Source organism: Profundibacterium mesophilum KAUST100406-0324 (assembly GCF_009835145.1).
Lineage (GTDB): Bacteria > Pseudomonadota > Alphaproteobacteria > Rhodobacterales > Rhodobacteraceae > Profundibacterium > Profundibacterium mesophilum.
This window is the reverse complement of the sequence record NZ_APKE01000011.1, coordinates 23287-46477: the sequence shown is the minus strand read 5'-3', so window position 1 is coordinate 46477 and position 23191 is coordinate 23287. Positions and strand designations below refer to the sequence as shown.

Annotated in this window: 21 protein-coding genes and 1 tRNA gene; 11 read left to right on the top strand and 11 right to left on the bottom strand. The window is 67.1% G+C overall.

Annotated elements, in window-relative coordinates; all coding sequences use genetic code 11:
* Window positions 1-90: 90 nt before the first annotated feature.
* A complete protein-coding gene (locus tag PMES_RS04330) occupies window positions 91-2796 on the bottom strand; it encodes a hybrid sensor histidine kinase/response regulator (protein WP_159964294.1) in 2706 nt (901 codons plus the stop codon).
* 32 nt (window positions 2797-2828) lie between these two features.
* Entirely contained in the window at window positions 2829-3335 is a 507-nt protein-coding gene (locus tag PMES_RS04325; RefSeq protein ID WP_236549692.1) for a putative pterin-binding protein, read from the bottom strand.
* Between the two features lie 260 nt (window positions 3336-3595).
* On the opposite strand from PMES_RS04325, the gene PMES_RS04320 reads away from it, so the two are divergent.
* The 4 genes from PMES_RS04320 (at window position 3596) to PMES_RS04305 (ending at window position 6861) form a co-directional block, all read left to right on the top strand.
* A complete protein-coding gene (locus PMES_RS04320) occupies window positions 3596-4210 on the top strand; it encodes a response regulator transcription factor (RefSeq protein WP_159964293.1) in 615 nt (204 codons plus the stop codon).
* Between the two features lie 121 nt (window positions 4211-4331).
* The gene (locus tag PMES_RS04315; RefSeq protein ID WP_236549691.1) at window positions 4332-4802 is read left to right on the top strand and encodes a GtrA family protein; all 471 of its coding nucleotides are present in this window, start codon (window positions 4332-4334) and stop codon (window positions 4800-4802) included.
* A gap of 47 nt (window positions 4803-4849) precedes the next feature.
* Window positions 4850-6127, top strand: coding sequence for an FAD-binding oxidoreductase (locus PMES_RS04310; protein WP_236549690.1), 1278 nt, complete (start codon window positions 4850-4852; stop codon window positions 6125-6127).
* On the top strand, window positions 6124-6861 hold the full coding sequence (locus PMES_RS04305; protein WP_159964291.1) for an SDR family oxidoreductase: 738 nt from the start codon (window positions 6124-6126) through the stop codon (window positions 6859-6861). Before PMES_RS04310 ends, PMES_RS04305 begins: the two co-directional genes overlap by 4 nt.
* Before the next feature lie 118 nt (window positions 6862-6979).
* Here the strand turns inward: PMES_RS04305 and PMES_RS04300 are convergent, their stop codons facing one another.
* The 3 genes from PMES_RS04300 to PMES_RS04290 form a co-directional block, all read right to left on the bottom strand.
* Complete coding sequence (locus tag PMES_RS04300) at window positions 6980-7654, bottom strand: type 1 glutamine amidotransferase domain-containing protein (RefSeq protein ID WP_159964290.1); 675 nt, start codon at window positions 7652-7654, stop codon at window positions 6980-6982.
* A 131-nt stretch (window positions 7655-7785) separates the two neighbouring features.
* On the bottom strand, window positions 7786-8799 hold the full coding sequence (locus PMES_RS04295; protein WP_159964289.1) for an NAD-dependent epimerase/dehydratase family protein: 1014 nt from the start codon (window positions 8797-8799) through the stop codon (window positions 7786-7788).
* A 291-nt stretch (window positions 8800-9090) separates the two neighbouring features.
* Window positions 9091-9164, bottom strand: a tRNA-Cys gene (locus PMES_RS04290).
* Window positions 9165-9350: 186 nt separating this feature from the next.
* On the opposite strand from PMES_RS04290, the gene PMES_RS04285 reads away from it, so the two are divergent.
* The 3 genes from PMES_RS04285 to PMES_RS04275 all read left to right on the top strand — a co-directional run bounded on the left by PMES_RS04285 (window position 9351) and on the right by PMES_RS04275 (window position 13270).
* Window positions 9351-10004: a protein-L-isoaspartate O-methyltransferase family protein gene (locus PMES_RS04285; protein WP_159964288.1), complete on the top strand. Its 654-nt coding sequence runs from the start codon at window positions 9351-9353 to the stop codon at window positions 10002-10004.
* Between the two features lie 14 nt (window positions 10005-10018).
* Window positions 10019-11368 carry a TolC family outer membrane protein gene (locus tag PMES_RS04280; protein WP_159964287.1) on the top strand — a complete coding sequence of 450 codons (1350 nt, stop codon included), beginning with the start codon at window positions 10019-10021 and terminating at the stop codon, window positions 11366-11368.
* 120 nt (window positions 11369-11488) lie between these two features.
* Window positions 11489-13270 carry a hypothetical protein gene (locus tag PMES_RS04275; RefSeq protein WP_159964286.1) on the top strand — a complete coding sequence of 594 codons (1782 nt, stop codon included), beginning with the start codon at window positions 11489-11491 and terminating at the stop codon, window positions 13268-13270.
* Between the two features lie 45 nt (window positions 13271-13315).
* Here PMES_RS04275 and PMES_RS04270 read toward each other — a convergent pair whose 3' ends face one another.
* The gene (locus tag PMES_RS04270; protein WP_159964285.1) at window positions 13316-14779 is read right to left on the bottom strand and encodes a cobyric acid synthase; all 1464 of its coding nucleotides are present in this window, start codon (window positions 14777-14779) and stop codon (window positions 13316-13318) included.
* Between the two features lie 56 nt (window positions 14780-14835).
* On the opposite strand from PMES_RS04270, the gene PMES_RS04265 reads away from it, so the two are divergent.
* On the top strand, window positions 14836-15405 hold the full coding sequence (locus tag PMES_RS04265; protein ID WP_159964284.1) for a cobalamin biosynthesis protein CobQ: 570 nt from the start codon (window positions 14836-14838) through the stop codon (window positions 15403-15405).
* Between the two features lie 66 nt (window positions 15406-15471).
* Here the strand turns inward: PMES_RS04265 and PMES_RS04260 are convergent, their stop codons facing one another.
* A complete protein-coding gene (locus PMES_RS04260; protein WP_159964283.1) occupies window positions 15472-15789 on the bottom strand; it encodes a DUF6280 family protein in 318 nt (105 codons plus the stop codon).
* Between the two features lie 210 nt (window positions 15790-15999).
* Here PMES_RS04260 and efp point away from each other — a divergent pair, with 210 nt between their 5' ends.
* Window positions 16000-16563 carry an elongation factor P gene (gene efp, locus PMES_RS04255; RefSeq protein WP_159964282.1) on the top strand — a complete coding sequence of 188 codons (564 nt, stop codon included), beginning with the start codon at window positions 16000-16002 and terminating at the stop codon, window positions 16561-16563.
* Window positions 16564-16715: 152 nt separating this feature from the next.
* Here the strand turns inward: efp and PMES_RS04250 are convergent, their stop codons facing one another.
* Window positions 16716-17744 carry a sensor histidine kinase gene (locus PMES_RS04250; RefSeq protein ID WP_159964281.1) on the bottom strand — a complete coding sequence of 343 codons (1029 nt, stop codon included), beginning with the start codon at window positions 17742-17744 and terminating at the stop codon, window positions 16716-16718.
* Window positions 17745-17854: 110 nt separating this feature from the next.
* Window positions 17855-18625: a CAF17-like 4Fe-4S cluster assembly/insertion protein YgfZ gene (ygfZ, locus tag PMES_RS04245; protein WP_159964280.1), complete on the bottom strand. Its 771-nt coding sequence runs from the start codon at window positions 18623-18625 to the stop codon at window positions 17855-17857.
* 62 nt (window positions 18626-18687) lie between these two features.
* Between ygfZ and PMES_RS04240 the strand changes: the two genes are divergently transcribed.
* Window positions 18688-19392, top strand: coding sequence for a glycosyltransferase (locus PMES_RS04240; protein WP_328809146.1), 705 nt, complete (start codon window positions 18688-18690; stop codon window positions 19390-19392).
* 15 nt (window positions 19393-19407) lie between these two features.
* Here the strand turns inward: PMES_RS04240 and PMES_RS04235 are convergent, their stop codons facing one another.
* Window positions 19408-21195 (bottom strand): ABC transporter ATP-binding protein, encoded by a 1788-nt coding sequence (locus PMES_RS04235; protein WP_159964278.1) that lies wholly within the window; start codon window positions 21193-21195, stop codon window positions 19408-19410.
* 253 nt (window positions 21196-21448) lie between these two features.
* On the opposite strand from PMES_RS04235, the gene PMES_RS04230 reads away from it, so the two are divergent.
* The gene (locus PMES_RS04230) at window positions 21449-22666 is read left to right on the top strand and encodes a pyridoxal-phosphate-dependent aminotransferase family protein (RefSeq protein ID WP_236549689.1); all 1218 of its coding nucleotides are present in this window, start codon (window positions 21449-21451) and stop codon (window positions 22664-22666) included.
* A gap of 52 nt (window positions 22667-22718) precedes the next feature.
* On the opposite strand, the gene PMES_RS04225 is transcribed toward PMES_RS04230, so the two are convergent.
* Entirely contained in the window at window positions 22719-23174 is a 456-nt protein-coding gene (locus PMES_RS04225; protein ID WP_159964277.1) for a hypothetical protein, read from the bottom strand.
* Window positions 23175-23191: the final 17 nt, after the last annotated feature.

Sequence of the window (23191 nt, the reverse complement as noted above, 5' to 3'; positions counted from 1 at the left end):
ATCCAGTTCATGCTTTTTTTATACAGAATGGATGCGTGGCGGCGTATCGTGCGATGGCATGAGGCGCCGTCTCAAAAGGAGGGCTTGCCGCTATACTTTCGCATGAACTGGCGGCCGGTTCGTGCCCTTCGCCGCGATATGCGCGCCGTTCGAGTAGGCGTCGAGGGTGATGGCCCAGCATTCGCCCAAATCGCCGAGCTCGCGTGCCTTCTGCCCACTTTTCGCCTGCTGCTCCACCGCCCCTAGGAGCGAGTTCATTGCGGCGGCGCCGAACGTGGCGCAGGCCCCCGCGAAGCGGTGCGACAGGGCGGCGAGCGTCTGGAAATCCCGCGCCTCGGCGGCCGCGCCGATCTGCTGAAGCGAATGGTTGCCCTCCAGCAGGAAGACCGACAGCCTTTCGGTCCTGTTATCCGCGCCAAGCAGGGTTTCGAGGGCGGTCAAGCATTCATGATCGAGCGTGGGGACACAGTGATCCTGCGGCGCGGGCCCGCTTTCGCCCGGGGCGTTCTGGGGCGTGATCTCGGCCAGAAGGCTGTGCAATTCGCGCGCCCGTATCGGCTTGATCAGGCAGCCTGCCATTCCGGCGGCCTCGAATTCGCGTATTTCCTCGGGCATCGCATGCGCCGTGACGGCGTAGATCGGTGCCTGCCGCGACATGGCGCGCGAGGCCCTGATCTCGCGGGTGGCGCGGGTTCCGGACATGTTCGGAAGGCTGATATCCATCAAGATGAGGTCGAACCGGCTCTTGCTGGCCAAGTGGACGGCTTCGAAGCCGTCGCTGGCAAGACTGACCATATGACCTTCGCGCCGCAACCTGATGTCGAGCAGTTCGCGATTGTTGGCATCGTCATCCACGACGAGAATGCGCATCGGCACGATCCGCCCGTCCGTGGGCAGCTGCGGCGAAGGCGCCACGGCCGCGGGCAGTGTGGCGGAACGCGGCGCATCGGCGAAGACGAGGCCGGCTTGCGCGTCGTCGTCCGGGCAATCGTGATCGCCGCCGGGATCGGATGGCGCGATCACGAGCTCGCGCGGACCCGAGTAAGGCAGCACGAGCTCGACGGTGAATGTCGAACCCTTCCCGGCCTCGCTCTCGCACCGGACCGTGCCATCGAGCCGCTCGACCAGCCGCCGCACGATGCCAAGACCGAGACCCGTGCCGGTCGAGCTGCGCTCGTAGGGAGAATCGGCGGAAATGAAATCGTCGAAGATGGTTTCCTGGGCCTTTTCTGCGATCCCCGTTCCCGTGTCGCTGATGCTCAGCACGAGCCGGCACAGATCGTCCTCCATCCGGCTCATCCGCGTGTCGACCCGGACGTGGCCGCCGGAGGTGAACTTGATGGCGTTGCTCACGAGGTTGGTCAGGATCTGCTGCAGCATGCGCGGCGGCGCCATGAGAGGTGCGGTATCTCCCGTCACGGACCAGTTGACCTCGGTATCCTGTGCCTGCGCGGCGGGACGCATGCCGTCGAGCAGGGCGGGGACGAAATGCTCCATCGTGATGCGGACGGGGGGTTGGTTCGTGTTGCCGGCATTGATCTTCTCGATATCGAGCACATCGTCGATATGGCTGAGCAGGACCTCGCTGGATGATTCGGCGATACGCAGGAAGTTGAGCTGCGTCTCGTTCAGCGGCTCCGTCCTGAGCAGCTCCAGCGAGGAGACGATCCCGTTCAAGGGGGTGCGCATCTCGTGGCTCATGATCGCGAAGAACCGCGATTTCGCCCGGTTCGCGGAGATCGCCTTGTCGCGCGCCTCCTGCAATTCGGCCTGCGCACGACGGATGTCGGTGATGTCGCGGATGTAGGAGACGAAGAGAGGTCCGTTCTGACCGGAGGTTTCCGAGATCGACAGCTCGATCGGCAGTTCATGGCCCTCGGCATGGAGCGCGGTCAGCTCAATCCGGCCCTTATCGACGATGGCCGATGTGTCGCGGCTCTCGTAGGTTGCCAATCCCTTGGCGTGTGCCGCGCGGAAACGGGCCGGAACGAGCGATTCGCCCATCGGCCTGCCGATGACCTCCTCACGCGAGAAGCCGAATATCTTTTCCGCCGATCCGTTGAAATCGCAGACGATTCCCTTCGCGTCGAGCACGATGATCGCATCGAGCGAGGCGCGCAGGATCGAATCGCGCATTTCTCCGGCCTGCTCGAGGCGCCGTGCCCTGCGATTGAGCTCGCCGCGTTGCCGGCGCAGGAAGAGATAGGCCGCGGACAGGGCCAGCAAGACGATCGCGCCGAACGCGCCGGTCGATTTGAGGAGGCGGACGATCTCGGCCCTGTCGGCATCGGACATGCGCGCCGACATCTCGACGGCGCTCAGCGACAGGCGGCGCGGCACCTCGGATACCCTGGCAAGCTCGGTCTTGAATTCAGGCAGCCTCGCCAGAAATGCGGCGTCGCTGCCGTCAATGATCTCCACCGTGTTCCTTAGAAAGCTTCGGAGCAGCTCATGCTGGTGATGCAGGGCCGGGTCGAGATGGACATCGGCGGCCGCGCTTCCGTTGGAGATCAGGGTCACCCGGCTGTAGAAGATGTCATAGGCCTTGCGGAACGCCTCCACATCGCTCTCGTCATCCTCGAGCTGCTCGAGGCTGAGCAGCATACGCAGATGGTCCACCTCGAGCTGTGACAGGCTCCATTGCAGATTGTCGTAGGGCAGGGCCCGCAGCGCGCCGATCCTGTCGAACAGGTGAATGCACAGAAGTGCCAGCGCGCCGATCGCGGCAGTAAGTCCGATAGCCCCGGCATGGCGCAGCGGAGCCTTCTTGCCAAGGCCGGCAACCCATTCACGCAATCGCCTTGCCTTCGCACTGAAGACCGCAGTTGTCATTCGAGGGTTACGCGTTCGAGCTGCCAGATGCTCCTGCTATAGATGGTCTCGGACTTGTAGGCCGGGTTGTCGTCATAAGGATAGACAATCCACAAGGGCCCCTTGCCGCGGCGCGACATCGGGGCACCGTTGAGCGCATATGCGATGATGGGACCATCCTCGACTGCATCGCTGAAGGGAATGGTGATCGCATAGTTATTGAGGGCTGTCGCACGGAAAGTCTCAGCATCTTCGGCGGCCATCTCGCGGAACTCGTGCAACGGCACGCCGGTGAAGGTCTGCGGCCCTTCGGTCCAGATCGTCTCGGTGGTGAACTGCGTGACGGGCATCGCCGCGAGCGCGGCCATGTCGAATGAAAGCTCTGTCTCGTTTAGCTTTTCATCAAGGAGGCCGTCGACCGTGAGGACCGGCTCCTGCGCCGCGCCTGGCGTCGCGAGGGCGGCAAGCAGTCCCGCCAGGACGAGGAAACGGCGCGGATGCGACGGTTGGAACGGTTGCAGCATGAACTTCCCTCCGGGCCTTGATGGTCTGTACCACCCCAAGTTACATGGAGGTTCCGGGTTAATCATGCGTTAATCCGTATAAGGTGATTATACGAATGTATAAGGGTGAAACCTTCGGTATGGTCGCCTTATCCGCCGGCCCAAACAGGTATACCGTCACAGATGCGTGTGCTAGACACAATAGTAGGCACGCCCCCTTGCCGCGGCCCGGTGCCGCGGCAAGGGGGCGGGTTCCGACTTTCCCGCTGGAGATGGCGCCGATGGACGTCCTGATCGCCGATGACCACGATCTCGTTCGCGACACGATCGCGGCCTTCCTGACGTCCAGGGGTTCGATCCATGTCCAGGTGGCCGGATCGCTTGGCGAGGCATTGGAGAGGATCGAAGCGGAGGGCGCGTTCGACATCGTCCTGCTCGATTACGACATGCCAGGGATGCACAAGCTCGAGGGGCTCGGACGGGCGATCGCGTGCAATGGGGGCAAGCCCGTCGGCATCGTGTCGGGCACCGCGACGCCGGCAATCGCGCAGGATGCGCTTGCCGCCGGCGCGGCGGGCTTCCTGCCCAAGACGATGTCGGGTCGCTCGCTGGTGAATGCCGTCAAATTCATGGCAGCTGGCGAGATCTATGCGCCCGTTGAGTTCATGGCGGCGACGCCTTGCAAGGCGGAACACCCGCTGCATGCGCAACTGACCAAGCGCGAGCGCGAGGTCCTGAGCGGCCTGTCGATGGGCAAGGCGAACAAGGAAATCGCGCGCGATCTCGATCTTGAGGAAGTGACGATCAAGGTGCATGTGAAGACGCTGAGCCGCAAGCTCTCGGCGCGCAACAGGACCCATGCCGTGGTCATCGCCAAGGAGGCGGGCTTCATCTGACCGGGGCCGGAGGCAGGGCCGGGGAGCGGGCGCGATGGTCGATCAATTGCCTTGCCCTCGCCGGCTTGCCGCCACCGGACCGTGATCTGTGACCGGGTGGGACTGCAAGCGGGAGAGCGTGATGATCGAGCGGCGCGTTGGTGCCGATGGGGCAGGCCGGACACCCGGCCGGATCGGCCGGCGGATGCTGGCGCTGCGTTATGCGGGCTTCGCCCTTGCGGCGGCGGCGATCAATCTCGGAACGCAGCGTGCCGTGCTCGCGCAGGCGGATGGCTGGGCGATCTTCGCCTTGGCGCTGGGCCTCGGGACGATCGCGGGGCTCGTGGTGAAATACGGTCTCGACCGGCGCTGGATCTTCGGTGCCCGCCCCCTCGGGCCGCTGGCGGAGGGGCACAGGTTCGGTCTCTATTCGGCCACCGGCGGGCTGACCACCGCGCTTTTCTGGGCGAGCGAGACACTCTTCTGGGTTATTTGGCAAACGGATGGAATGCGCGAGCTCGGCGCGGCCCTTGGCCTTGGTGGTGGCTACTGGCTGAAATATCATCTCGACAGGCGGTTCGTCTTTGCCCAGCCCGCATGGGCGGCGTCATGAAGCTCACCGGTTGGGGCCGTCGCACCCCTCGCGCCACGGATCTCTTGATGCCCCGCGGCCCCGAGGCGCTGGCCGCCGCGGTGGCATCGGATGGCGGCGGGGCGATCGCGCGGGGCAATGGCCGCGCCTATGGCGATAGTGCGATCGGCGCGCAGCGCACCATCTCGACCCGTCATCTCGACCGGATGCTCGCCTTCGATCCAGCGCGCGGCCAACTGGTCGCCGAGGCCGGCGTTCTGCTTTGCGACATCATCGACGCGTTCCTGCCGCGCGGCTGGTTCCCGGCCGTGACGCCCGGCACCAAGTTCGTCACGCTGGGAGGGATGCTCGCGGCCGATGTGCATGGCAAGAACCATCACCGCAACGGGGGCATGCGCCATGTCGTGGACTGGATCGATCTTGCCGGACCGGACGGCGTCATCCGCCGCTGCGGCCCCGACCGAAATTCCGAACTTTTCGAATGGACGATCGGCGGGATGGGCCTGACGGGGGTGATTGTCCGCGCGGCAATCCGCCTGCGCCGCGTCGAGAGCGGCTGGATCAGGCAGACGACGCGCGCCGTGCCCGATCTCGCGGGGGCGATGGCCGCTTTCGAGGCGGCGGCCCATGCACCCTACTCGGTTGCCTGGATCGATTGCCTCGCGCGCGGGCAGGCGGCGGGCCGGGCGCTGGTGATGCTCGGCGAGCATGCGCCGGCGGCGAGCCTGCCGCCTGAACTGCGCGCCGCGCCGCTGGCGGTTCCGGCCCGGCGCCAGCGCAAGGTGCCGCCCTTCGTGCCGGGCCGCATCCTCAACGGGCGCACGCTGCGCCTTTTCAACGCGCTTTACCATGCAAGCGGTCGCGCGCGGCAAGGCACCCGCCTCGTCGATTGGGACGGCTTCTTCTATCCGCTCGACGCGATGCTGGGCTGGAACCGGATCTACGGACGGCGCGGCTTCGTGCAGTTCCAATGCGCCTTGCCCCTGACGCAGGCGCAGGGCGGGCTCCGGGCACTTCTGGATGCGCTTGCGGCGGCGGGATCGGGCTCCTTTCTCGCGGTGCTCAAGAGGCTCGGCCCGCAATCCGGCCCGATCTCCTTCCCGCTCGAGGGCTATACCCTCGCGCTCGATTTCCCCGCCAGCGCGCGCACCCTGGCATTGATGGAACGGCTCGACCGGATCACGATCGAGCATGGCGGACGGTTCTACTTGGCGAAGGATGCGCGCATGTCGTCGCGAACCCTGCACCGGTCGGATCCGCGTTTCGCCACCCTCGCCGCCCTTCGGGTGGCCGAGGGACTGCAACCCGGCCTCGCCTCGGCCCAATCCGAAAGGCTCGATCTGTGAGCAAGACACCCGTTCTGATCCTCGGTGCCCGCTCGGACATCGCCCGCGCCTGCGCCCGGCATTTCGCCGCCAGGGGCCATCCCATTCAGCTTGCCGCAAGGCGCAGCGCCGCGCTCGGGCCCGATCGGGACGATCTGGAGTTGCGGCACGGGGTGGAGGTGAGCCTGCACGAGTTCGACGTGCTCGATCTGCCGGCCCATGCCGGCTTCGTCGATGCGCTTCCCGCCCTTCCGGGCACGGTGATCTGCGCGGTGGGGCTGATGGGCGATCAGGCGCGGAGCGCGGCGGATCCCGTCGCGGCCGCACAGGTGATGCGATCCAATTTCGAAGGGCCGGCCAGCATCCTGTCGGTATTGGCGGAGCGTTTCGAGGCGCGCGGCAGCGGCGTCATCGTCGGGATCAGTTCGGTCGCCGGGCTGCGGGGGCGCGCGTCGAACTATGTCTATGGCGCGTCCAAGGCCGGCTTCACCGCCTTCCTCTCCGGGCTGCGCAACCGTCTGGCGGGGCGGGGAGTGCATGTCGTCACGGTCCTGCCGGGGTTCGTCGCGACACGGATGACGGAGGGAATGGATTTGCCGCCAAAGCTGACCGCGCAGCCGGAGGAGGTGGCGGCGGCGATCTGGCGGGCGGCCGAGCGGCGGCGCGACGTGATCTATGTCAGGCCGGTCTGGCGGGCAGTCATGGGGATCATCGGCCTCGTCCCGGAGCGGCTCTTCAAGCGCATGTCGCTCTGAGCGGGCGCCGGGATCGCCGCCCGGCCCCCGCGCGGGGCACCCACAGACAAAGGCGCGAGCCCGCGGGGTCCTCGGACGTGATCGCGGCGGGCCCCAACCCGAGGGCCCGCCGGAACGCTCAGATCAGTTCGAGCAGCTTGCGCGCGGCCTCCTCGGAGGATGCAGGGTTCTGGCCGGTGACGAGCTTGCCGTCGACCAGGACGAAGGGTGCCCAATCTTCGCCCTTGCGATAATCGCCGCCCTTCTCCTTGAGCATGTCCTCGAGCAGGAAGGGCACCACGTCGGTCAGGCCGACGGCCTCTTCCTCGGTGTTGGTGAAGCCGGTCACCTTGCGGCCATCGACCAGCGGCTTGCCGTCGGTGCCCTCGACATGACGGAAGACCGCCGGCGCGTGGCAGACGGCGCCGATCGGGCGATCGGCCTTGGCAAAGGCCTCGATGAGCTTGCGGCTGACATCGCTCTCGGCGAGATCCCACATCGGGCCATGGCCGCCGGGAAAGAAGACCGCGTCGAATTGCGAGGCATCGATTTGCGACAGCTCGACGGTCTGCGATAGGGCCTTCTGCGCCTCGTCGTCGGATTTGAAGCGGCGCGTCGCCTCGGTCTGCGCGCTTTCGTCGTCGCTCTTGGGATCGAGCGGCGGCTGCCCGCCCTTGGGCGAGGCGAGGGTGATCTCGGCGCCCGATTCCTTCAGCACGTAATAGGGTGCGGCGAATTCCTCGAGCCAGAACCCGGTCTTGTTCCCGGTATCGCCGAGCTGGTCATGCGACGTCAGAACCATAAGGATTTTCATTGCCGTTCTCCTGTCATTCTAAATATCGAGCGGCACGCGGCTGGGGAGCCCCGGCACTCGTCAGGGGGCATAACGGCCGCGCCCGGCGCCTGTTCCCTCGCGGACGCGGGGGAAGGGGGCGGCGCGCCGCGTCACCTGCCGTAATAGTCGCGGAACCACTTCACGAACTCGGCAATCCCGTCCCGGACATCCGTCCGGGGGCGGTATCCCGTCAGCTCGCTCAGCAGCGTCGCATCGGCCCAGGTCGCCGGAACGTCGCCCTTCTGCATGTCCATGTAATTGCGGATCGCCGTCTTCCCCAGCGCCTCCTCGATGGCTTCGACGAAATCGAGCAGCCGCACCTTGTTCGAGTTGCCGATATTCACGACCCTGTAGGGCGCGGCGGGAGAGAGCGAATCCCAGCGCGGGATCTGTTCGGGCGCATCGACACGCTCGGGTATGGCATCCATCAGAAGCCGGATGCCGCGCACCAGGTCATCGACATGGGTGAAGTCGCGATACATCTCGCCGTGGTTGTAGATGTCGATCGGGCGGCCATCGAGGATCGCGTCGACGAACTTGTAGAGTGCGAGATCGGGCCTTCCCCAGCTGCCATAGACCGTGAAGAAGCGGAACATCGTCGTCGGCAGGTTCCAAAGATGGGCATAGGAATGGCCCATCGCCTCGTTCGCCTTCTTCGTGGCGGCATAGATGGTGAGCGGCATGTCCGCCTTGTCGGTCTCGGTGAACGGCATCTGCGTGTTGGCGCCGTAAACGGAGGAAGTCGAAGCCATCAGGAGATGTTTCACCGCGTGCCGGCGGGCGGCCTCCATGACGTTGAAGGTGCCGACCACGTTGGCATCGATATACGCGCGCGGGTTCTCCAGCGAGTAGCGCACGCCGGCCTGCGCCGCGAGATGGACGATCATGTCGGGGCGGAACGCGTCCGCCACGGCATCGAGACGCGCGTGATCCTCCAGCAGCGCCTCCTCGGCGTGGAAGCCCTCGTGGGCGCGCAGCATTTCGTGCCGGCGGCGCTTGAGCGTGACGTCGTAATAGTCGGTCATCCCGTCATAGCCCTGCACCTCGAACCCCTCGTTCAGGAGCGATCTGGCCAGGTGGAAGCCGATGAAGCCGGCCGTGCCGGTGATGAGGATCTTCTGCATGTCGCTTCGACTGCCCATTTATGCCCCGCGCACTGGGTCCCGGCCGCCCCGGCAACATGCGGAGGCCGCGGTGCCCGGCTGATCGGGCGCCGCGCGAATGAATGCAAGGCCCGTCGCAAGCCCCGGTAGGGTCCCGCGGCAGGCTACGCGGCCCATGCCCGATGCTCAAGCTGCGAACGGCATGCCGGCGGGGCGCGTCCCGGTCCATGGATCGACACCCGCAGTCGCCGGGGATTTCCTCCGCTTATCAGTGCGACTGACGCGTTCGGGACGTTTCGAGCATGGGAGGGATGGAGGCGAGTACCGGAATCGAACCGGTGTACACGGATTTGCAATCCGCTGCGTAACCACTCCGCCAACTCGCCGAAGCCGTGCCGTCTTTTGGCCGAGCGCGGCGGGGAGGTCAACAGAAGATCGCAGCGTGCCGGGCAGGCGGGCACGCGCCGGTCCGTGCCGGGCGACGTCGCGGAGGGCGGGGCCGAGAATTCTTGTCTCCCCCCGCCGGATGTGGCAGATGCTGTCGCATGCGAATTGTACGGAAAAGTTAGAACATGATCGATTTCGCGCACCGCCGGACAGTCATGGTCGACACGCAGGTTCGACCCTCGGACGTCACCAAGTTCCCCATCATCGACGCGATGCTCCAGGTGCCGCGCGAGCGCTTCGTTCCCGATGCCAAGCGCGAGGCGGCCTATATGGGCGGCAATCTCGAGATCGGGGAGGGGCGCTGGATGCTTGAGCCGCGCACCCTGTCCAAGATGCTCGACGCGCTGAACGCGGGGCCCGACGATCTGGTTCTCGACGTGGCGGCCGGGCAGGGCTACGCCGCGGCGATCCTGTCGCGCTTGGCGCAGGCGGTCGTCGCGCTCGAGGAGGTTCCGCAACTGGCGCGCGAGGCGGAGAGCATCCTGGGCGAGGAGGGGGCCGACAATGTGGCCGTCGTCACCGGCGATCTTCGCGAGGGCGCGGCCGATCTCGGCCCCTTCGACGTGATCCTGATCGAGGGCGGAATCGAGGTGCTGCCCGAAGCGCTCGAGGCGCAACTGGCCGAACGCGGACGCATCGCGGCAATCTTCATGGACGGCGATCTTGGAACGGTGCGGATCGGGCGCAAGCTTGGCGGCGTGATTTCCTGGCGCGATGGCTTCAATGCGGGCGCGCCGGTGCTCGGCGGGTTCGAGCGCAAGAGCGAGTTCGCACTGTGAGTGCGCGCGGGCACATGCGTGCGGCAGCCCTGGTCGCGGCCGCCATCCTCGTGCCCGCCGCCGCCACGGCCGCGAGCCTCGCAGACACGCTCGTGACCGCCTACAGGCATAGCGGCCTGCTCGAGCAGAACAGGGCGACGCTGCGCGCGGCCGACGAGGACGTGGCGCAGGCGATCTCCACCCTGCGCCCGGTGATCGGCTATACCGGCGATGTCACCTATGCGAATGTGCTCAATGACCGGCGCGACCTCACCGCGACGCTGGGCCTGAACGCCGATCTGCTTCTTTACGACGGCGGCGCCTCCCGCCTCGCGATCGACGCGACCAAGGAAACCGTCCTGATCACCCGCGAGCAGCTGCTCCAGATCGAACAGCAGGTTCTCTTCGACGCGGTTCTGGCGCATCTGGACATGCGTCGGGCGATGGCCTTCCTCGACCTGGCACAGAACAACGTCCGGCTGATCGACCGGCAGTTGAGCGCGGCACGTGACCGTTTCGAGGTGGGAGAGATCACCCGGACCGATGTCTCGATCGCCGAATCGCGCCTCGCCTCGGCCCGCAGCAGCCTTGCCTCGGCCCGCGGCGACCTGGCGGCAGCGGAGGCCAGCTACCGCGAGGCGGTCGGCGTCGCGCCGAGCGATATCCGCGAGCCGCAGAGCACCCCCCGCATCGCCGACAGCCTCGATGCCGCCCTTGCGATCGCGCGCCGCAATCATCCCGCGATCCGGCAGTCGCAGCGGCAGGTGACGGTGGCCGAGATCAACGTCGCCCGTGCCGAGGCGGGGCTGCGTCCGCGATTGAGCGCGCGGGCAGGGGTCAGCGTCAACCAGGATTTCGACGACGCCTCCTCGATCGGCGTGCAACTTTCGGGCCCGGTCTACAGCGGCGGACAGATCCGGTCCCTGATCCGGCAAGCGGCCGCGCGGCGCGATGCGGCGCGCAGCAACCTGCATGTCGTCCGTCACCAGGTGGATGCCAACCTGCGCACCGTCTGGTCGCAATACCAGGTCGCGATCGCGAGCCTCGCGGCCACCCGCGAGCAGATCAATGCGGCCACCGTCGCCTTCCGGGGCGTGCAGGAGGAGGCGACGCTGGGCGCGCGCACCACGCTCGACGTGCTCAATGCCGAGCAGGAACTGCTCGATGCGCGCGCCTCCGCGATCGCCTCGGAAATCAACCGCACCCAGTCGGTCTACGCCCTTCTGTCGGCCTCCGGGCTCCTGACGGTCGATCATCTCGACCTGGGGATCGTGACCTACGATCCCGCGGCCTATTACAACGCGGTCAAATCGGCGCCGCGCACCCGGCCCAGCGCGCAGGGCAAGCAGCTCGACGATCTGCTCAAGAGCATCGGCCGGGACTGACGGGGCCGCCGGGCGGCGCTGCCACAGTGTAGCCTTGTGCTAACCACCCGGCGGGCTAGTCGTTGCGCGGGGGGCGGCAAGCCGGTAACATCCCGGCGAGGCGCAGAGAGAGGCAGGCTTATGTCCGAATCCGTGACGACGATGGAGATCGAGGATATTCTCTCCTCGATCAGAACGCTGGTGTCTTCCGATATCACCAAGGCCCGTCCCGAGAACGACGGCACCGGCGGCGCGGCCCCGGATGCCGAACTGCCCGGACGGCTCGTGCTGACATCCGATCTTCGGGTCGGAGAGACCGACCAGGCCGGCGCGGGACGCGCCCGGTCGGACGGCCCGCGTGACGAGGGGGACGCATCCGCGCATGCGCCCGGTGACGCCGCCCGCCCCGCCGGCGCGGAAGACAGGCCCGAGGAGACGCGGCCGCGTGCCGCCGAGCCGCTCCTGCTCGATCCGGCCAAGCGCCGCGATCACCGCCCGCCGCAGAACGAGGATGACGGCGATGCATCCGGCGCATCGCAGGTCCTGCACACGTCGGGCATGGGCGAGATCTTCGACGAGGCGCCCTATTTCGACGATCGCGAAGCCGATCCCGTGCCGGCGTCCCCGCGCGCCGCCGCAAGCTTTCGCATCGTCGGCGGAACCGCGCCCAACTCGCAAGAGCCGCAGGCGCCGTGGCAGCTTCACGGCCGGGAGGATGACGAGGCGCCGCGCCCGGATGACATGCAAGATGATGATGGCGGCTTCGAGGAGGACTTCCTTCTCAGCGATCTGGCCGAGGCGTCGATATTCGATGCGGCGGATGACGCGGGGCATGACGCGCCGGATGCCCAGCGGGGCGCCTCCGCGCGCGAAAGCCTGCCGCATGGCGCGATGACGCTGGAGCAGCGGATCGCGGAGCTCGAGGCGGCCGTCACCGCGCAGGCCTTCGATTTCGAGCCCGATGGCAGCGAGGACGGCGCGCAGCACAGGCCGACATCGATCCTGCGTCTCGCCACCGAAGAGGGGCAGGCCACGGACCCGGCGGCGAATTACCCGTCGAAGGCGCATGATGCCCCCGCGCCGAGCTTTGCCTCCATGCGCGGCAGGGCCACGCCCGATACCGGTGAGGCCGAGTCCGGTCGCAGCGGCGGCGGGAACGCGCCCGGCCGCTTCGGGCAGGGTGATCTCGAGGCCCCTTCGATCGCGGGCGGCAGGTTCGGAGCTGCCGGCACGATCGAGCAGCCCGAGCAGTCCGAGCAGTCCGTTCGCGCGCATGGCCGCGAGGACCGTCCCGAAGCCGAGGACGGTATCAGCGAGGGCGCCGAGCTTCTCGGGGCGGGACTGTCGGGAGCGCATGCGGCCGACGCGGAGCCGGATACGCTCCATGCGGCCGATACGTCCGGTCCTGGCGCGATCCCCCCCCGAAACGAGCCGCGTGAGAGCGCATCGGACCCGGGCGAGGATGACGAGCGCGCCTGGATCGCCGAGGCCATCCGCGCGGCGGGCCTGGGCCGTGCGGCCCGCAAGGGCGCTCCCGACCGGGAGGCGCGCGCGTCCCGCGTCCACCGCCTCGACGTCTCAGGAGAGAGCGACATGTCCGATGACGACAGCACAGCCGGGTCTCAGCCGATGAACGATGCCCCCGGAGCGCAGCAGGACGATATCGAGGTGATCGCCGCCGATCGCGCGCGCAGCAACAGCTTCCATTCGCGCTCCGCGCGCCGGACCGAAGCGCCCGAACCCGAGCCGCAGCCCGCGCCGGAGGAGAGTGCGTTTCTCGACGAGGACATGCTGCGCGAGATGGTGGCCGAGATCGTCAGACAGGAATTGCAGGGCGCCCTTGGCGAGCGGATCACCCGCAACGTGCGCAAGCTCGTGCGCCGGGAGATCATGCGCGCCGTGTCGATCCGCGAATTCGACTGATCCCGGCACGGGCCGCGGGTGGGTCGATGACGCAGTGCGCCCGCGTCAATCCGGCGCGAGCGTGACGGCGAGGCCGAGAAGAGCGTCGAGATCCATCCAGCGTTCAAGGTGGTCGGCAAGGGCGTCGAGCGTATCCTCGACGGCCGCATCATGCGCGTAGTCATGTGCCGGGGCGCCGAGTTCGGCGAGATAGGCCGACCGGAACCCATCCGCGGCAAAGAGCCCGTGCAGGTAGCATCCCGCGATCAGCCCGTCGCGCGATACAGCCCCATCGGGCCGCCCATCGAGAGACAGCCAGGCGCGATCGGTGTCGGGGCCGTCGGTCCGGCCCAGGTGGATCTCGTAGCCATCGAGCGGCAGCCCGCTCGGCACATGCCGTGCCGCCGCGAGGCCAATGCGTTTCTCGGGTGCCATCCGTGTCACCACGTCAAGCAATCCAAGCCCCTCCACCATGCCGGGCGGGCCCTCGATCCCGTCGGCATCGATGATCTGCCGCCCGAGCATCTGGTAGCCGCCGCAAATCCCGAGCACCCGCCCCCCGCGCCGGTGATGGGCGGCAAGATCGATGTCCCATCCCTGCGCGCGGAAGGCCGCGAGATCGGCGATCGTCGATTTGCTGCCCGGCAGGAGCACGAGATCGGCGGTGCCGGGCAGGGGGCGGCCCGGCGGGACGATTTCGACCGTAACCCCGGGCGAGGCGCGCAGCGGGTCGAGATCGTCGAAATTGGCGATGCGTCCAAGCTGCGGGACGGCGATCGTGATGTCCCGGCCGCTCGCATGGCTGTGCAAATCGAGCGCGTCCTCGGCCGGGAGGCGCCAGGCCGCTTCGAACCACGGGATCACACCGAGCGGGGCCCAGCCGGTATGGGCACGGATCGCCTCGACCCCGCCCTCGAAGAGCGTCACGTCGCCCCGGAACTTGTTGACGGCGAAGCCCTTGATCCGGTCTCGATCCGCGGGCGGCAGCACCGCATGCGTGCCCACGCATTGCGCGATGACGCCGCCCCGGTCGATATCACCGATCAGGATGACCGGGATGCCGGCTGCCTCGGCGAAGCCCATATTGGCGATGTCGCCATGGCGCAGGTTCACCTCCGCCGGGCTGCCCGCGCCCTCGATCAGCACGAGATCGGCGCCGCGGGCCAGCCTGTGGAAGCTTTCGAGCACGCGCGGCAGCAATGTCGCCTTGTGGCTGCCATAGGCGCTGGCCTTCAGGGTTCCGGTGCGACGCCCCTGGACGATCACCTGCGCGCCGCGGTCGCTCTCGGGTTTCAGCAGGACGGGATTCATGTCGGTTTCGGGGGCGCGGCCGCAAGCCTTTGCCTGAAGCGCCTGGGCGCGGCCGATCTCGCCGCCATCGACCGTCACGGCGGCGTTGTTGCTCATGTTTTGCGATTTGAAGGGGGCCACGCGCAGGCCGCGCCGGGTGAAGGCGCGTGCCAATCCCGCCACGATCATCGATTTGCCGACATTCGAGCCGGCACCCTGGATCATAATCGCTCTGGTCATGCATGCCTCCCGCTCGCAAACTGGGCTTATCTGCTCGCCCTTCCGGAGGAAAGCGCATGAACACTCCCGCGCATCTCGTCATCGGGGCGGCGCTCCTCGGTCGCCGGGGCATGCCGGCCACCCCGTGGTGGGGGATGGCGGGGGGCGCGGCGCCCGACATCTCGCTTTACGTGCTGGCGGGCGCGGCGATGTGGGTTTTCGGGGTCTCGCCGCAAACCGTCTTTGGCCAGCTCTACTTCTCGGGACCGTGGCAGCAGGTCTTCGCGATCGACAACAGCGTGATCCTGTGGGGCCTGGGGCTGTGTCTCGCGGCATGGCGGGGCAGCGCGGCGGGGGTGGCCTTCACCGGCGCCGCGCTCTTGCATCTCGCGCTCGATCTGCCGTTGCACGGGGATGATGCACGGATGCATTTCTGGCCCCTGACCGACTGGAAATTCGACTCGCCCTACAGCTACTGGGATCGGACACGCGGCGCGGGATGGATAGCGCTTCTCGAGGGGGCCATGGTCTTGGTCGGGGCCGTTTGGCTGGTATTGCGGTTTCCGAGCTGGCCCTTGCGCTCCTCTGTGCTCGCCCTCATGGCGGCGCAGCTTGCAACGGGGCGCCTGTGGCAGATCATGTTCTGATCCCCCAAACGAAGAAACGCCCCCGGTGGGGGCGCTTTTTCGTGCCGGAGGTCGGCCGGTCGTATGTCAGGCAGCCTCGGCCTGCGCCGCGTTGCGACGCTCGCTTTCCTCGCGGCTCAGCGCCACCGAGGTCCGGATACCTTTCGAGACGAAATCCATCAGTCCGGACACGACCCGCTCGTTCGGATCGATTCCGGCGCAGGACAGGACTTCGCGGCCATCGCGCGAGCGGGCCCAGCGGGCGATCTGCTCGGGGCCATTCCCGTATTTCTTGTCATCGGCAATCGCATCATCCAGCGCAGCAAGGACGACAGCGGCAAAAAGCTTGCGCGCACGGTTTCCCTGCTCGTGATTGAAGGCGGTGCCATCAACGAAATCAGCCATTCGATTCCCATTCTCGTTCTTGCGTTTTCAGCATTCCGCCTCTTATGAAGCATCATGACCGATTCTGCGTTCGTTATTTGGAATGGCAGGTATGCAGCACGTGCATGTCCTGGCAACAAACCACTCTAAATACATCGCCTTGTAAGCGATCCATCGACCAGATATAGGCTTGGCCACCTTTCGATCAACCTTCTGCCTTGGTTTCGCCACATGCCCAAAATTAACGGAAACGAAATTCGACCTGGTAACGTGCTCGAGCATAATGGTGGCCTCTGGAGCGCCGTGAAGGTCGATCATGTCAAGCCTGGCAAGGGCGGCGCCTTCGCCCAGGTCGAGATGCGCAACTTGCGCAATGGCTCCAAGCTCAACGAACGTTTCCGGTCCGCCGACAAGGTCGAGCGCGTGCGTCTTGAGCAGAAGGATCAGCAATTTCTCTATGAGACGGACGGGATGCTGGTCTTCATGGATTCGGAAACCTACGAGCAGATCGAGCTGCCCGCCGAGATCCTCGGGGAGCGCCGCCCCTTCCTGCAGGACGGCATGACGATCCATATCGAGTATTACGAGGCCGAGGCCCTGAACGCCACGCTGCCACAGAAGGTCACGTGCAAGGTCGTCGAGACCGAGCCGGTGGTGAAGGGGCAGACCGCCGCCAACAGTTTCAAGCCGGCGATCCTCGACAATGGCGTCAAGGTGATGGTTCCGCCCTTCGTCGGGCAGGACGAGGATATCATCGTGAACACCGAAACGATGGAATATGCCGAACGCGCCTGAAGGGCGTCGACCGCGCGGCAGGCGGCCCTTGGGCCGCCTGTTTTCGTATCCGGCGCCGACCGCGTCTGCGCCTCACGTTTCGGCTCTCCGCTTCTCGATCCGTCACCCTTGATCCGCTCGCATCCGGGACCGCCGCGCTCCGACCCGACGCGTCAGGCGGGATTTTGCGCGTCCAGCGATGGCGCCGGGAAATAGACCCTGACGCAGGTGCCGCGCGCGCCCGATGCGATCTCCAGACGGCCCTGAAGCTGCAGCACGAAGGCATCGATCAGTTTGCGGCCAACCCCCGAGCCGTTGTTCGGCGCCGATGAAATGCCGCTTCCGTCATCGCTGACCTTGAGTAGGCAGGCATCGCCATCACGGGTCAGCGTCACCCTGATCGAGCCGGACTTCTGATTGGCGAAGGCGTATTTCAGCGCGTTGGTCACCAGTTCGTTGAGGATCAGCCCGAGCGGCACGGCGCTGCGTGTGTCCAGCTGCATCGCGGCGAATTCGGAGCTGATCTCGACACCGTCATTCGGCCCGATCGAGCTGCGCAGGAATTGCAGGACGCCGCCGAGATAGCTGCGCGCCTCAACCCGGTCGACCGAGGCCGTACGGTTCAGCGACGAGTAGAGTTCGGCGAGCGCCTTGATGCGGTCGCGCACACGCGACAGGGCGCTGCGTTCGGGCGTATCCGCCAGGTCGCGGATCTCCATGGAGGTCAGGGCGGACATGGTGTTGAGGCTGTTCATCACGCGGTGATTGATCTCCTCAAGGAGCTTGCGCGAGAATTCCAACGCCCGTTCGCGTTCCGTCTCGATCCTGTGCATCTCGGTCACGTCGCGAAACAGCAGCGCGAACTGGCCGAAGGAGGAGGTGGGCGCGGCGAAGACATCGAGATGCAGGCCCAACGCGTCGGAACCTTCGCGAAAGCGCAGGCGTTCAGCCTTCAACGCGACCCGCCCATAAGCCTCGATCCACTTATGCTCGAGGTTGGGTATCAGTTCGCGCGCGGTCCTGCCGACGGGATCCTTGAGGCCGGTCATCCCGCTGAAACGGGAATTGACCGCCAGAAATCTGTAGTCGATCGGGTTGCCCGCGTCGTCCTGGACGATTTCGCAAATGCAAAAACCGTCATCTGTCAGCTTGTCGAAAATCTCTGCCGTACCGTGCGCGGACAGTGCTGTAATTGCGTCCATGACCGTCAGTTCCGTGAATCCGGTAGATGGAAGGGTAATGGAGTTTCACGCGGCATCAAAGCCTCGATCCCCCGGGCGGCCGAATTTTCTTCACTTAGAACACGATCCTGTCACTCCGAACGGGGTTCGGCCCCGGGCGCGCCCGGCTCGATCCGCGTGATCTCGGCCGCACCCGCCTGCATGGGTCCGCTCGCGCGGTCGAAGCGCAGGTAGGCGATGGCGCGCTCTCCCGCGCGGGTATGCAGGACACCCACCGGCTTGCCATTCGCGGTGATCGGCATGCCGGGATCGGCGGGGCCCTCGACGCGCACCCGCGCGAGACCCTTGCGCAGTTCGGTCTTGTGTTTCATCCGCGCGGTCACCTCCTGGCCCACGTAGCATCCCTTGCGGAAGTCGATCCCGTTGAGCCGGTCGAGCCCCGCCTCGAGTACGAAGGTCTCGTTGGGGACCAGCTCCTCAAGGGCTTCCGGCACTATCGCATCGATACGCAGCGCATCCCAATCGCTGCCGTCATCGCCCTCCTCGGACCCGTAGAGCCGCCAGCCGAGGCTTGAATGGCGCGGATCGGGCAAGGCGCCCTCGGGGGCGGGACCGGTGCCGCGCGACACACGCAGCCCGCTCGGGGCGATGGCCACGTCGCGGCGCAGCCGGTACATCGTCAACCGCCGCAGCAGATCGCCGGCAAGGCGTGCATCGACATCGAGAAGGATGCGGCTTTCCTCGTTCAGCGTCATGAAATCGGCCAGGTACTTGCCCTGCGGCGTGAGCAGGGCCGACCAGACGAGACGCCCCTTCGGGCGGATGTCGTTGCTGACGAGGTCGTTGAGGAACGCCTCCCGGTCGGCTCCCGTGACGGCGAAAATCTCCCGGCGCTGTTGCATCCGTCTCTCCTGTCCTTGCCTTTCGCGCTATATAGGCATGATCGAAGCGGTTGTAATGGAGGATGAGCGTGAGCGCGCCGATCACCGTCGTCATTCCCACGCGCGATGCCGAGGACGCGCTGCCCGCCGCCGCGACCGCGCTTCTGCCCGCCGTGATCGGCGGGATCGTCGGCAGGTTGATCGTCAGCGATGCCGGCTCGCGCGATGGCACGCTGCGCATCGCGCGGGCGCTCGGCGCCGAAATCGTCACCGGCCCCGCCGGCCGCGGCGCGCAGATCGCAAGGGGCGTTGCTGCCGCCGGCGAGGGCTGGGTTCTGATCCTGCATGCCGATACGATCCTCGAGGGCGACTGGATGGCGGCCGTCGCGGCCCATGTGCGCGGCGCGGGGCCCGGGGGCGAGGACCGGGCGGGCTGGTTCGCGCTGCGCTTTCGCGCCGAGGGCGCCGCACCGCGCATCGTCGCCGGCTGGGCCAACCTGCGTGCCCGCTGGGCGGGTCTGCCCTATGGCGATCAGGGGTTGCTCGTCCATTCCTCGCTGCTGGCGCGGGCAGGGGGCGTGCCGCAATTGCCGCTGATGGAGGACGTCGCCCTCGCGCGGGCGCTGCGCGGCCGCCTCGTGCGCCTGCGGGGCACCGCCAGCACGGATGCGCGGCGCTATGTCGAAGGGGGCTGGACCCGGCGCGGGGCGCGCAACCTGTGGACCCTCACACGATATCTGGCCGGGGCCGATCCGGCCCGTCTCGCGAAGCGATACGAACGCCGCTGACCCGCGCCGCAGGGCTCAGCCCGCGCCCTCATCCTCGAATTGCAGCCGGTAGAGATCGGTATAGGTGCCCCCGGCGGCGAGCAGGCTGTCATGGGTGCCCTCCTCGACCACCCGGCCGTGATCCATGACGACGATCTTGTCGGCCATGCGCACGGTGGCCAGGCGGTGCGCGATGACCAGCGTCGTGCGTCCCCGGCTCAGCTTGGTAAGGGCATCCTGGATCACCGCCTCCGATTGCGCATCGAGCGCGCTCGTCGCCTCGTCAAGCAGCAGGACGGGCGTATCGCGCAACAAGGCCCGCGCGATCGCAACCCTCTGGCGCTGACCGCCGGACAGGTTCGAGCCGCGCGGACCTGCCGGCGTGTCGAGCCCGAGGGGCATCTTGGCCACGAACTCCTCGACATGGGCCGAGTGCAAGGCGGCCTCGATCCGTTCCGGCGCGATCTCCTCGCGGCCGAGGGTCACGTTCTCCCGGATGGTCTCGTCGAAGAGAAGCGCGTCCTGGGTGACCACCGAGAACTGCGCCCGCAGATCGCGCAGATCGAAGGCGCGGATATCGGCGCCGTAGAGCCGCGCTTCCCCCCTCTGCGGCTCGACGAGCCGGGTCAGCACGTTGAAGATCGTGCTCTTGCCCGCCCCCGATGCCCCGACAAGCGCCGTCGTCTGTCCCGCCTCGGCCACGAAGCTCGCGCCGCGCAGAACGGGCGCGTCATCATAGGCGAAATGCACATCGCGCAACTCGATCCGCGCCTGTGCGCGGCTGTCGCCCGGCACCGGCAACGCCTTGTGGGGCGAGACGATCCCGGGGCGGTCATCGAAGACCCCGTAGAGCCGCTCCAGAGAGGCGGCCGCCACCTGGAACGTGCCGGCAAGCCCGCCGAGCCTGCGCAGCGGCTGGAAGGCGAGGGCCATCGCGGTGAAGAAGGACATGAATTCACCGACCGTCTTGTCGCCCGCGATGATCTCGCGCCCGCCGAGCACGAGTACCCCGAAAAAGCCCACGCCCGTCATGATGTCGATGAGCGCCGGGAGCATCGACTTTCCCGCCTCGGTCCTGATCTGCGCCCTGACGATCCGGCCCACCACTCCGCGGAACCGCCCGAGCTGGTAGTCCTCCATGCCGTTCAGCTTGACGGGATTGATGCCATGGAAGATCTCGTCGAGCCGGGTCGCGCGCTGCGTCGCCTGGTCACGCATCTGCCCCGTCTTGCGCCGCACGTAGCGCTGCAGGGCCACCGAGGGCAGGATCAGCAGCGGCACGCCGACAAGCGCCGTCAGCGTCCATGTCACGTCGATCGAGAAGGCCACCACGCATAGCGAGGCCAGCGCTACCGCGTCGCGTCCGACCCCCTGGATCATCACCTGCCACACGCCCTGCACCGCCAGCGTGTCACCCTGCAACCGCTCCATGAGCATGCCGGGCGGGTTGCGCTGGAAGTACACCGAATCCAGCGTCATCATGTGTCCCAGCAGGTCGATCTGCATGGCGGTCGAGCTGAGTTGCGAGACCCTGACGAGGACCACGCGCTGCGCGACACCCGTCACCGCGCGTATCACGAACAGCAGCAGGATCGCACCGCCCACCCACCACATGGCTCCCAGATCGCCATCCACGAAGACGCGATCGAACATCGGCTGCAGCATGTAGCTCAGCAGGCCCACGGTGGAGCCTTCGACCACCATCATCGCGAAGGCGAGCGCGATCCACGGCCAGTAGGCCGAGACATAGTCGCGCCACAACCGCCCCATCAAGGAGCGCGAGCTTGGCGGCGGGGCTTTGGCGGGTCCGGGGGGCACGGCCATGGCGGTCTCCTGTCGCGGCATCCGCATGGGGGTTAGCGTCAAACCGCCCCGGTGGGAAGCCGCGCCCCTTCATCTTCGCGCCAAATACCTCCGCCGGAGGCCCCCGCCCGCAGGGCGGGACAGGCACGGCTGGCCCCCCGCATGCGGCACCGGGCGGTCTTTCGCGCCGGTGCGGGGCCGCCGGGGATTGACCGGCCGCGGCCCTCTGCCTACCCATTTTGGGGAAGGGCCGGGGGGACCGGGGCGGGGCTGCATGGGAGAGACCGAGATGAACACGCGCCTTGCCGCCGGGCGGTCCTATCTTGCGATACCCGGCCCATCGGTGATGCCGGACCGGGTCCTGCGCGCGATGCACCGCGCGGCGCCCAACATCTACGAGGGCGCGCTGCATGACATGATGTCCCCGCTCCTGGACGATCTGAAGGGCCTTGCGGGCGGCGCCGAGGAATGCGCGATCTACATCGCGAATGGGCATGGTGCCTGGGAGGCGGCCTTGTGCAACGTGCTGGCGCCGGGCGACCGTGTGCTTGCCCTCGCCACGGGACGGTTCGGCCATGGCTGGGCGGAAATCGCCGCCGGACTCGATGCCCGCGTCGAGATGCTCGATTTCGGCCAGCGCGCCACCGTCGACATCGCGCGGCTCGAGGCGGCCCTCGCCGCCGACCCCGGCCAAGGGCTCAGGGCGGTCCTGCTGACCCATGTCGATACCGCCAGCAGCGTGCGCAACGATGTCGCCGCCGTCCGGGCGGCGCTCGACGCGGCGGATCATCCCGCCCTCCTGATGGTCGATTGCATCGCGAGCCTGGGATGCGACCGTTTCGAGATGGCCCGCTGGGGCGTCGACGTGATGGTGGCCGGCAGCCAGAAGGGCCTGATGACGCCGCCGGGGCTCGGCTTCGTCTTCTTCAACGCGCGCGCCAAGGCGCGGCGCGGCGCGGTCGGTTGCCGCTCGCGCTACTGGGACTGGCGCCCGCGGACCGAACCTGCGCGCTTTTACGAGTATTTCGGCGGCACCGCCCCCACGCATCACCTCTACGGACTGCGCGAGGCCCTCGACATGATCGCCGAGGAGGGACGCGATGACGTGCTGGCGCGCCACGCCGTCCTGGCACGGGCAATCTGGGCCTGTTTCGAGGCATGGGGGCAGGGCGGCCCGGCCGAGCTCAATATCGCGGATGCCGCCCTGCGAAGCCACGCGGTGACCGCCATCCGTATCGGCGCCGATCACGGCGCGCGCCTGCGCGAATGGACCGAAAAGCAGACCGGCGTCACCCTCGGCATCGGTCTCGGGATGGTGCCGCCCGGCGATCCGGCCGAGGGCGGCTTTTTCAGGATCGGCCATATGGGGCATGTCAACGCGCATATGGTGCTTGGCACCCTTGCGGCGATCCAGGCCGGCTTCGAGGCGCTCGGTATCCCCTACGGACCCGGCGGGCTCGACGCGGCGGCCGGTATCTGCGCGGCGGGCTGAGCGCCCGGATTATTCCCCGGAAGGCCGCCCGCCGCGCATCACAAGCGAAAGCTTACTGCATGTTGTCCATGCCGCTATGGCCCTGCATGGACGCATCGCCGTCATGCATCTTGTCCATCATGCCGCCATTCATGTTGGACATCATCTGCATCATGAAGCCTTGCATCGCAGCCTTCTCCTCGTCCGAGAAGTCCTCGCGCGCACGGGCCGCGCTGGCCATGTCGCCGCGCAACATCGCCTCGTGCATCTTCGCGATGTTCTCGAAGCTGCCCTCGGGGATCTCGGCATCGCCGGACATCATGCCCTGCATGGACATGTTGCCCATGCTGCCATCGGCCTGGGCGGCTTCCATTCCGGTCGCAGGCGCCGTGTCGTCGGCTGCGGTCTCGGTGCCGTGACCGGCCATCGGCGCGCCGCCTTCGCTCGCATGGTCGCCGGCAGCCCAGACCGGCACTGCCGCGAGGGCGATGATGGCGGCGGCGAGAGGGGTGGTGATCTTGTCGAGCATGGGGAGAACTCCTTGAT

What these genes read in the sequence shown, in the direction of transcription:
- PMES_RS04320 (WP_159964293.1), top strand. Translation starts at nt 3,596, where the DNA reads ATGGACGTCCTGATCGCCGATGACCACGATCTCGTTCGCGACACGATC.
- ygfZ (WP_159964280.1), bottom strand. Translation starts at nt 18,625, where the DNA reads ATGCAACAGCGCCGGGAGATTTTCGCCGTCACGGGAGCCGACCGGGAG.
- PMES_RS04260 (WP_159964283.1), bottom strand. Translation starts at nt 15,789, where the DNA reads ATGGCTGATTTCGTTGATGGCACCGCCTTCAATCACGAGCAGGGAAAC.
- PMES_RS04240 (WP_328809146.1), top strand. Translation starts at nt 18,688, where the DNA reads ATGAGCGTGAGCGCGCCGATCACCGTCGTCATTCCCACGCGCGATGCC.
- PMES_RS04285 (WP_159964288.1), top strand. Translation starts at nt 9,351, where the DNA reads ATGATCGATTTCGCGCACCGCCGGACAGTCATGGTCGACACGCAGGTT.
- PMES_RS04250 (WP_159964281.1), bottom strand. Translation starts at nt 17,744, where the DNA reads ATGGACGCAATTACAGCACTGTCCGCGCACGGTACGGCAGAGATTTTC.
- PMES_RS04310 (WP_236549690.1), top strand. Translation starts at nt 4,850, where the DNA reads ATGCCCCGCGGCCCCGAGGCGCTGGCCGCCGCGGTGGCATCGGATGGC.
- PMES_RS04325 (WP_236549692.1), bottom strand. Translation starts at nt 3,335, where the DNA reads ATGCTGCAACCGTTCCAACCGTCGCATCCGCGCCGTTTCCTCGTCCTG.
- PMES_RS04270 (WP_159964285.1), bottom strand. Translation starts at nt 14,779, where the DNA reads ATGACCAGAGCGATTATGATCCAGGGTGCCGGCTCGAATGTCGGCAAA.
- PMES_RS04295 (WP_159964289.1), bottom strand. Translation starts at nt 8,799, where the DNA reads ATGCAGAAGATCCTCATCACCGGCACGGCCGGCTTCATCGGCTTCCAC.
- PMES_RS04300 (WP_159964290.1), bottom strand. Translation starts at nt 7,654, where the DNA reads ATGAAAATCCTTATGGTTCTGACGTCGCATGACCAGCTCGGCGATACC.
- PMES_RS04225 (WP_159964277.1), bottom strand. Translation starts at nt 23,174, where the DNA reads ATGCTCGACAAGATCACCACCCCTCTCGCCGCCGCCATCATCGCCCTC.
- PMES_RS04280 (WP_159964287.1), top strand. Translation starts at nt 10,019, where the DNA reads ATGCGTGCGGCAGCCCTGGTCGCGGCCGCCATCCTCGTGCCCGCCGCC.
- PMES_RS04235 (WP_159964278.1), bottom strand. Translation starts at nt 21,195, where the DNA reads ATGGCCGTGCCCCCCGGACCCGCCAAAGCCCCGCCGCCAAGCTCGCGC.
- PMES_RS04230 (WP_236549689.1), top strand. Translation starts at nt 21,449, where the DNA reads ATGGGAGAGACCGAGATGAACACGCGCCTTGCCGCCGGGCGGTCCTAT.
- efp (WP_159964282.1), top strand. Translation starts at nt 16,000, where the DNA reads ATGCCCAAAATTAACGGAAACGAAATTCGACCTGGTAACGTGCTCGAG.
- PMES_RS04275 (WP_159964286.1), top strand. Translation starts at nt 11,489, where the DNA reads ATGTCCGAATCCGTGACGACGATGGAGATCGAGGATATTCTCTCCTCG.
- PMES_RS04265 (WP_159964284.1), top strand. Translation starts at nt 14,836, where the DNA reads ATGAACACTCCCGCGCATCTCGTCATCGGGGCGGCGCTCCTCGGTCGC.
- PMES_RS04315 (WP_236549691.1), top strand. Translation starts at nt 4,332, where the DNA reads ATGATCGAGCGGCGCGTTGGTGCCGATGGGGCAGGCCGGACACCCGGC.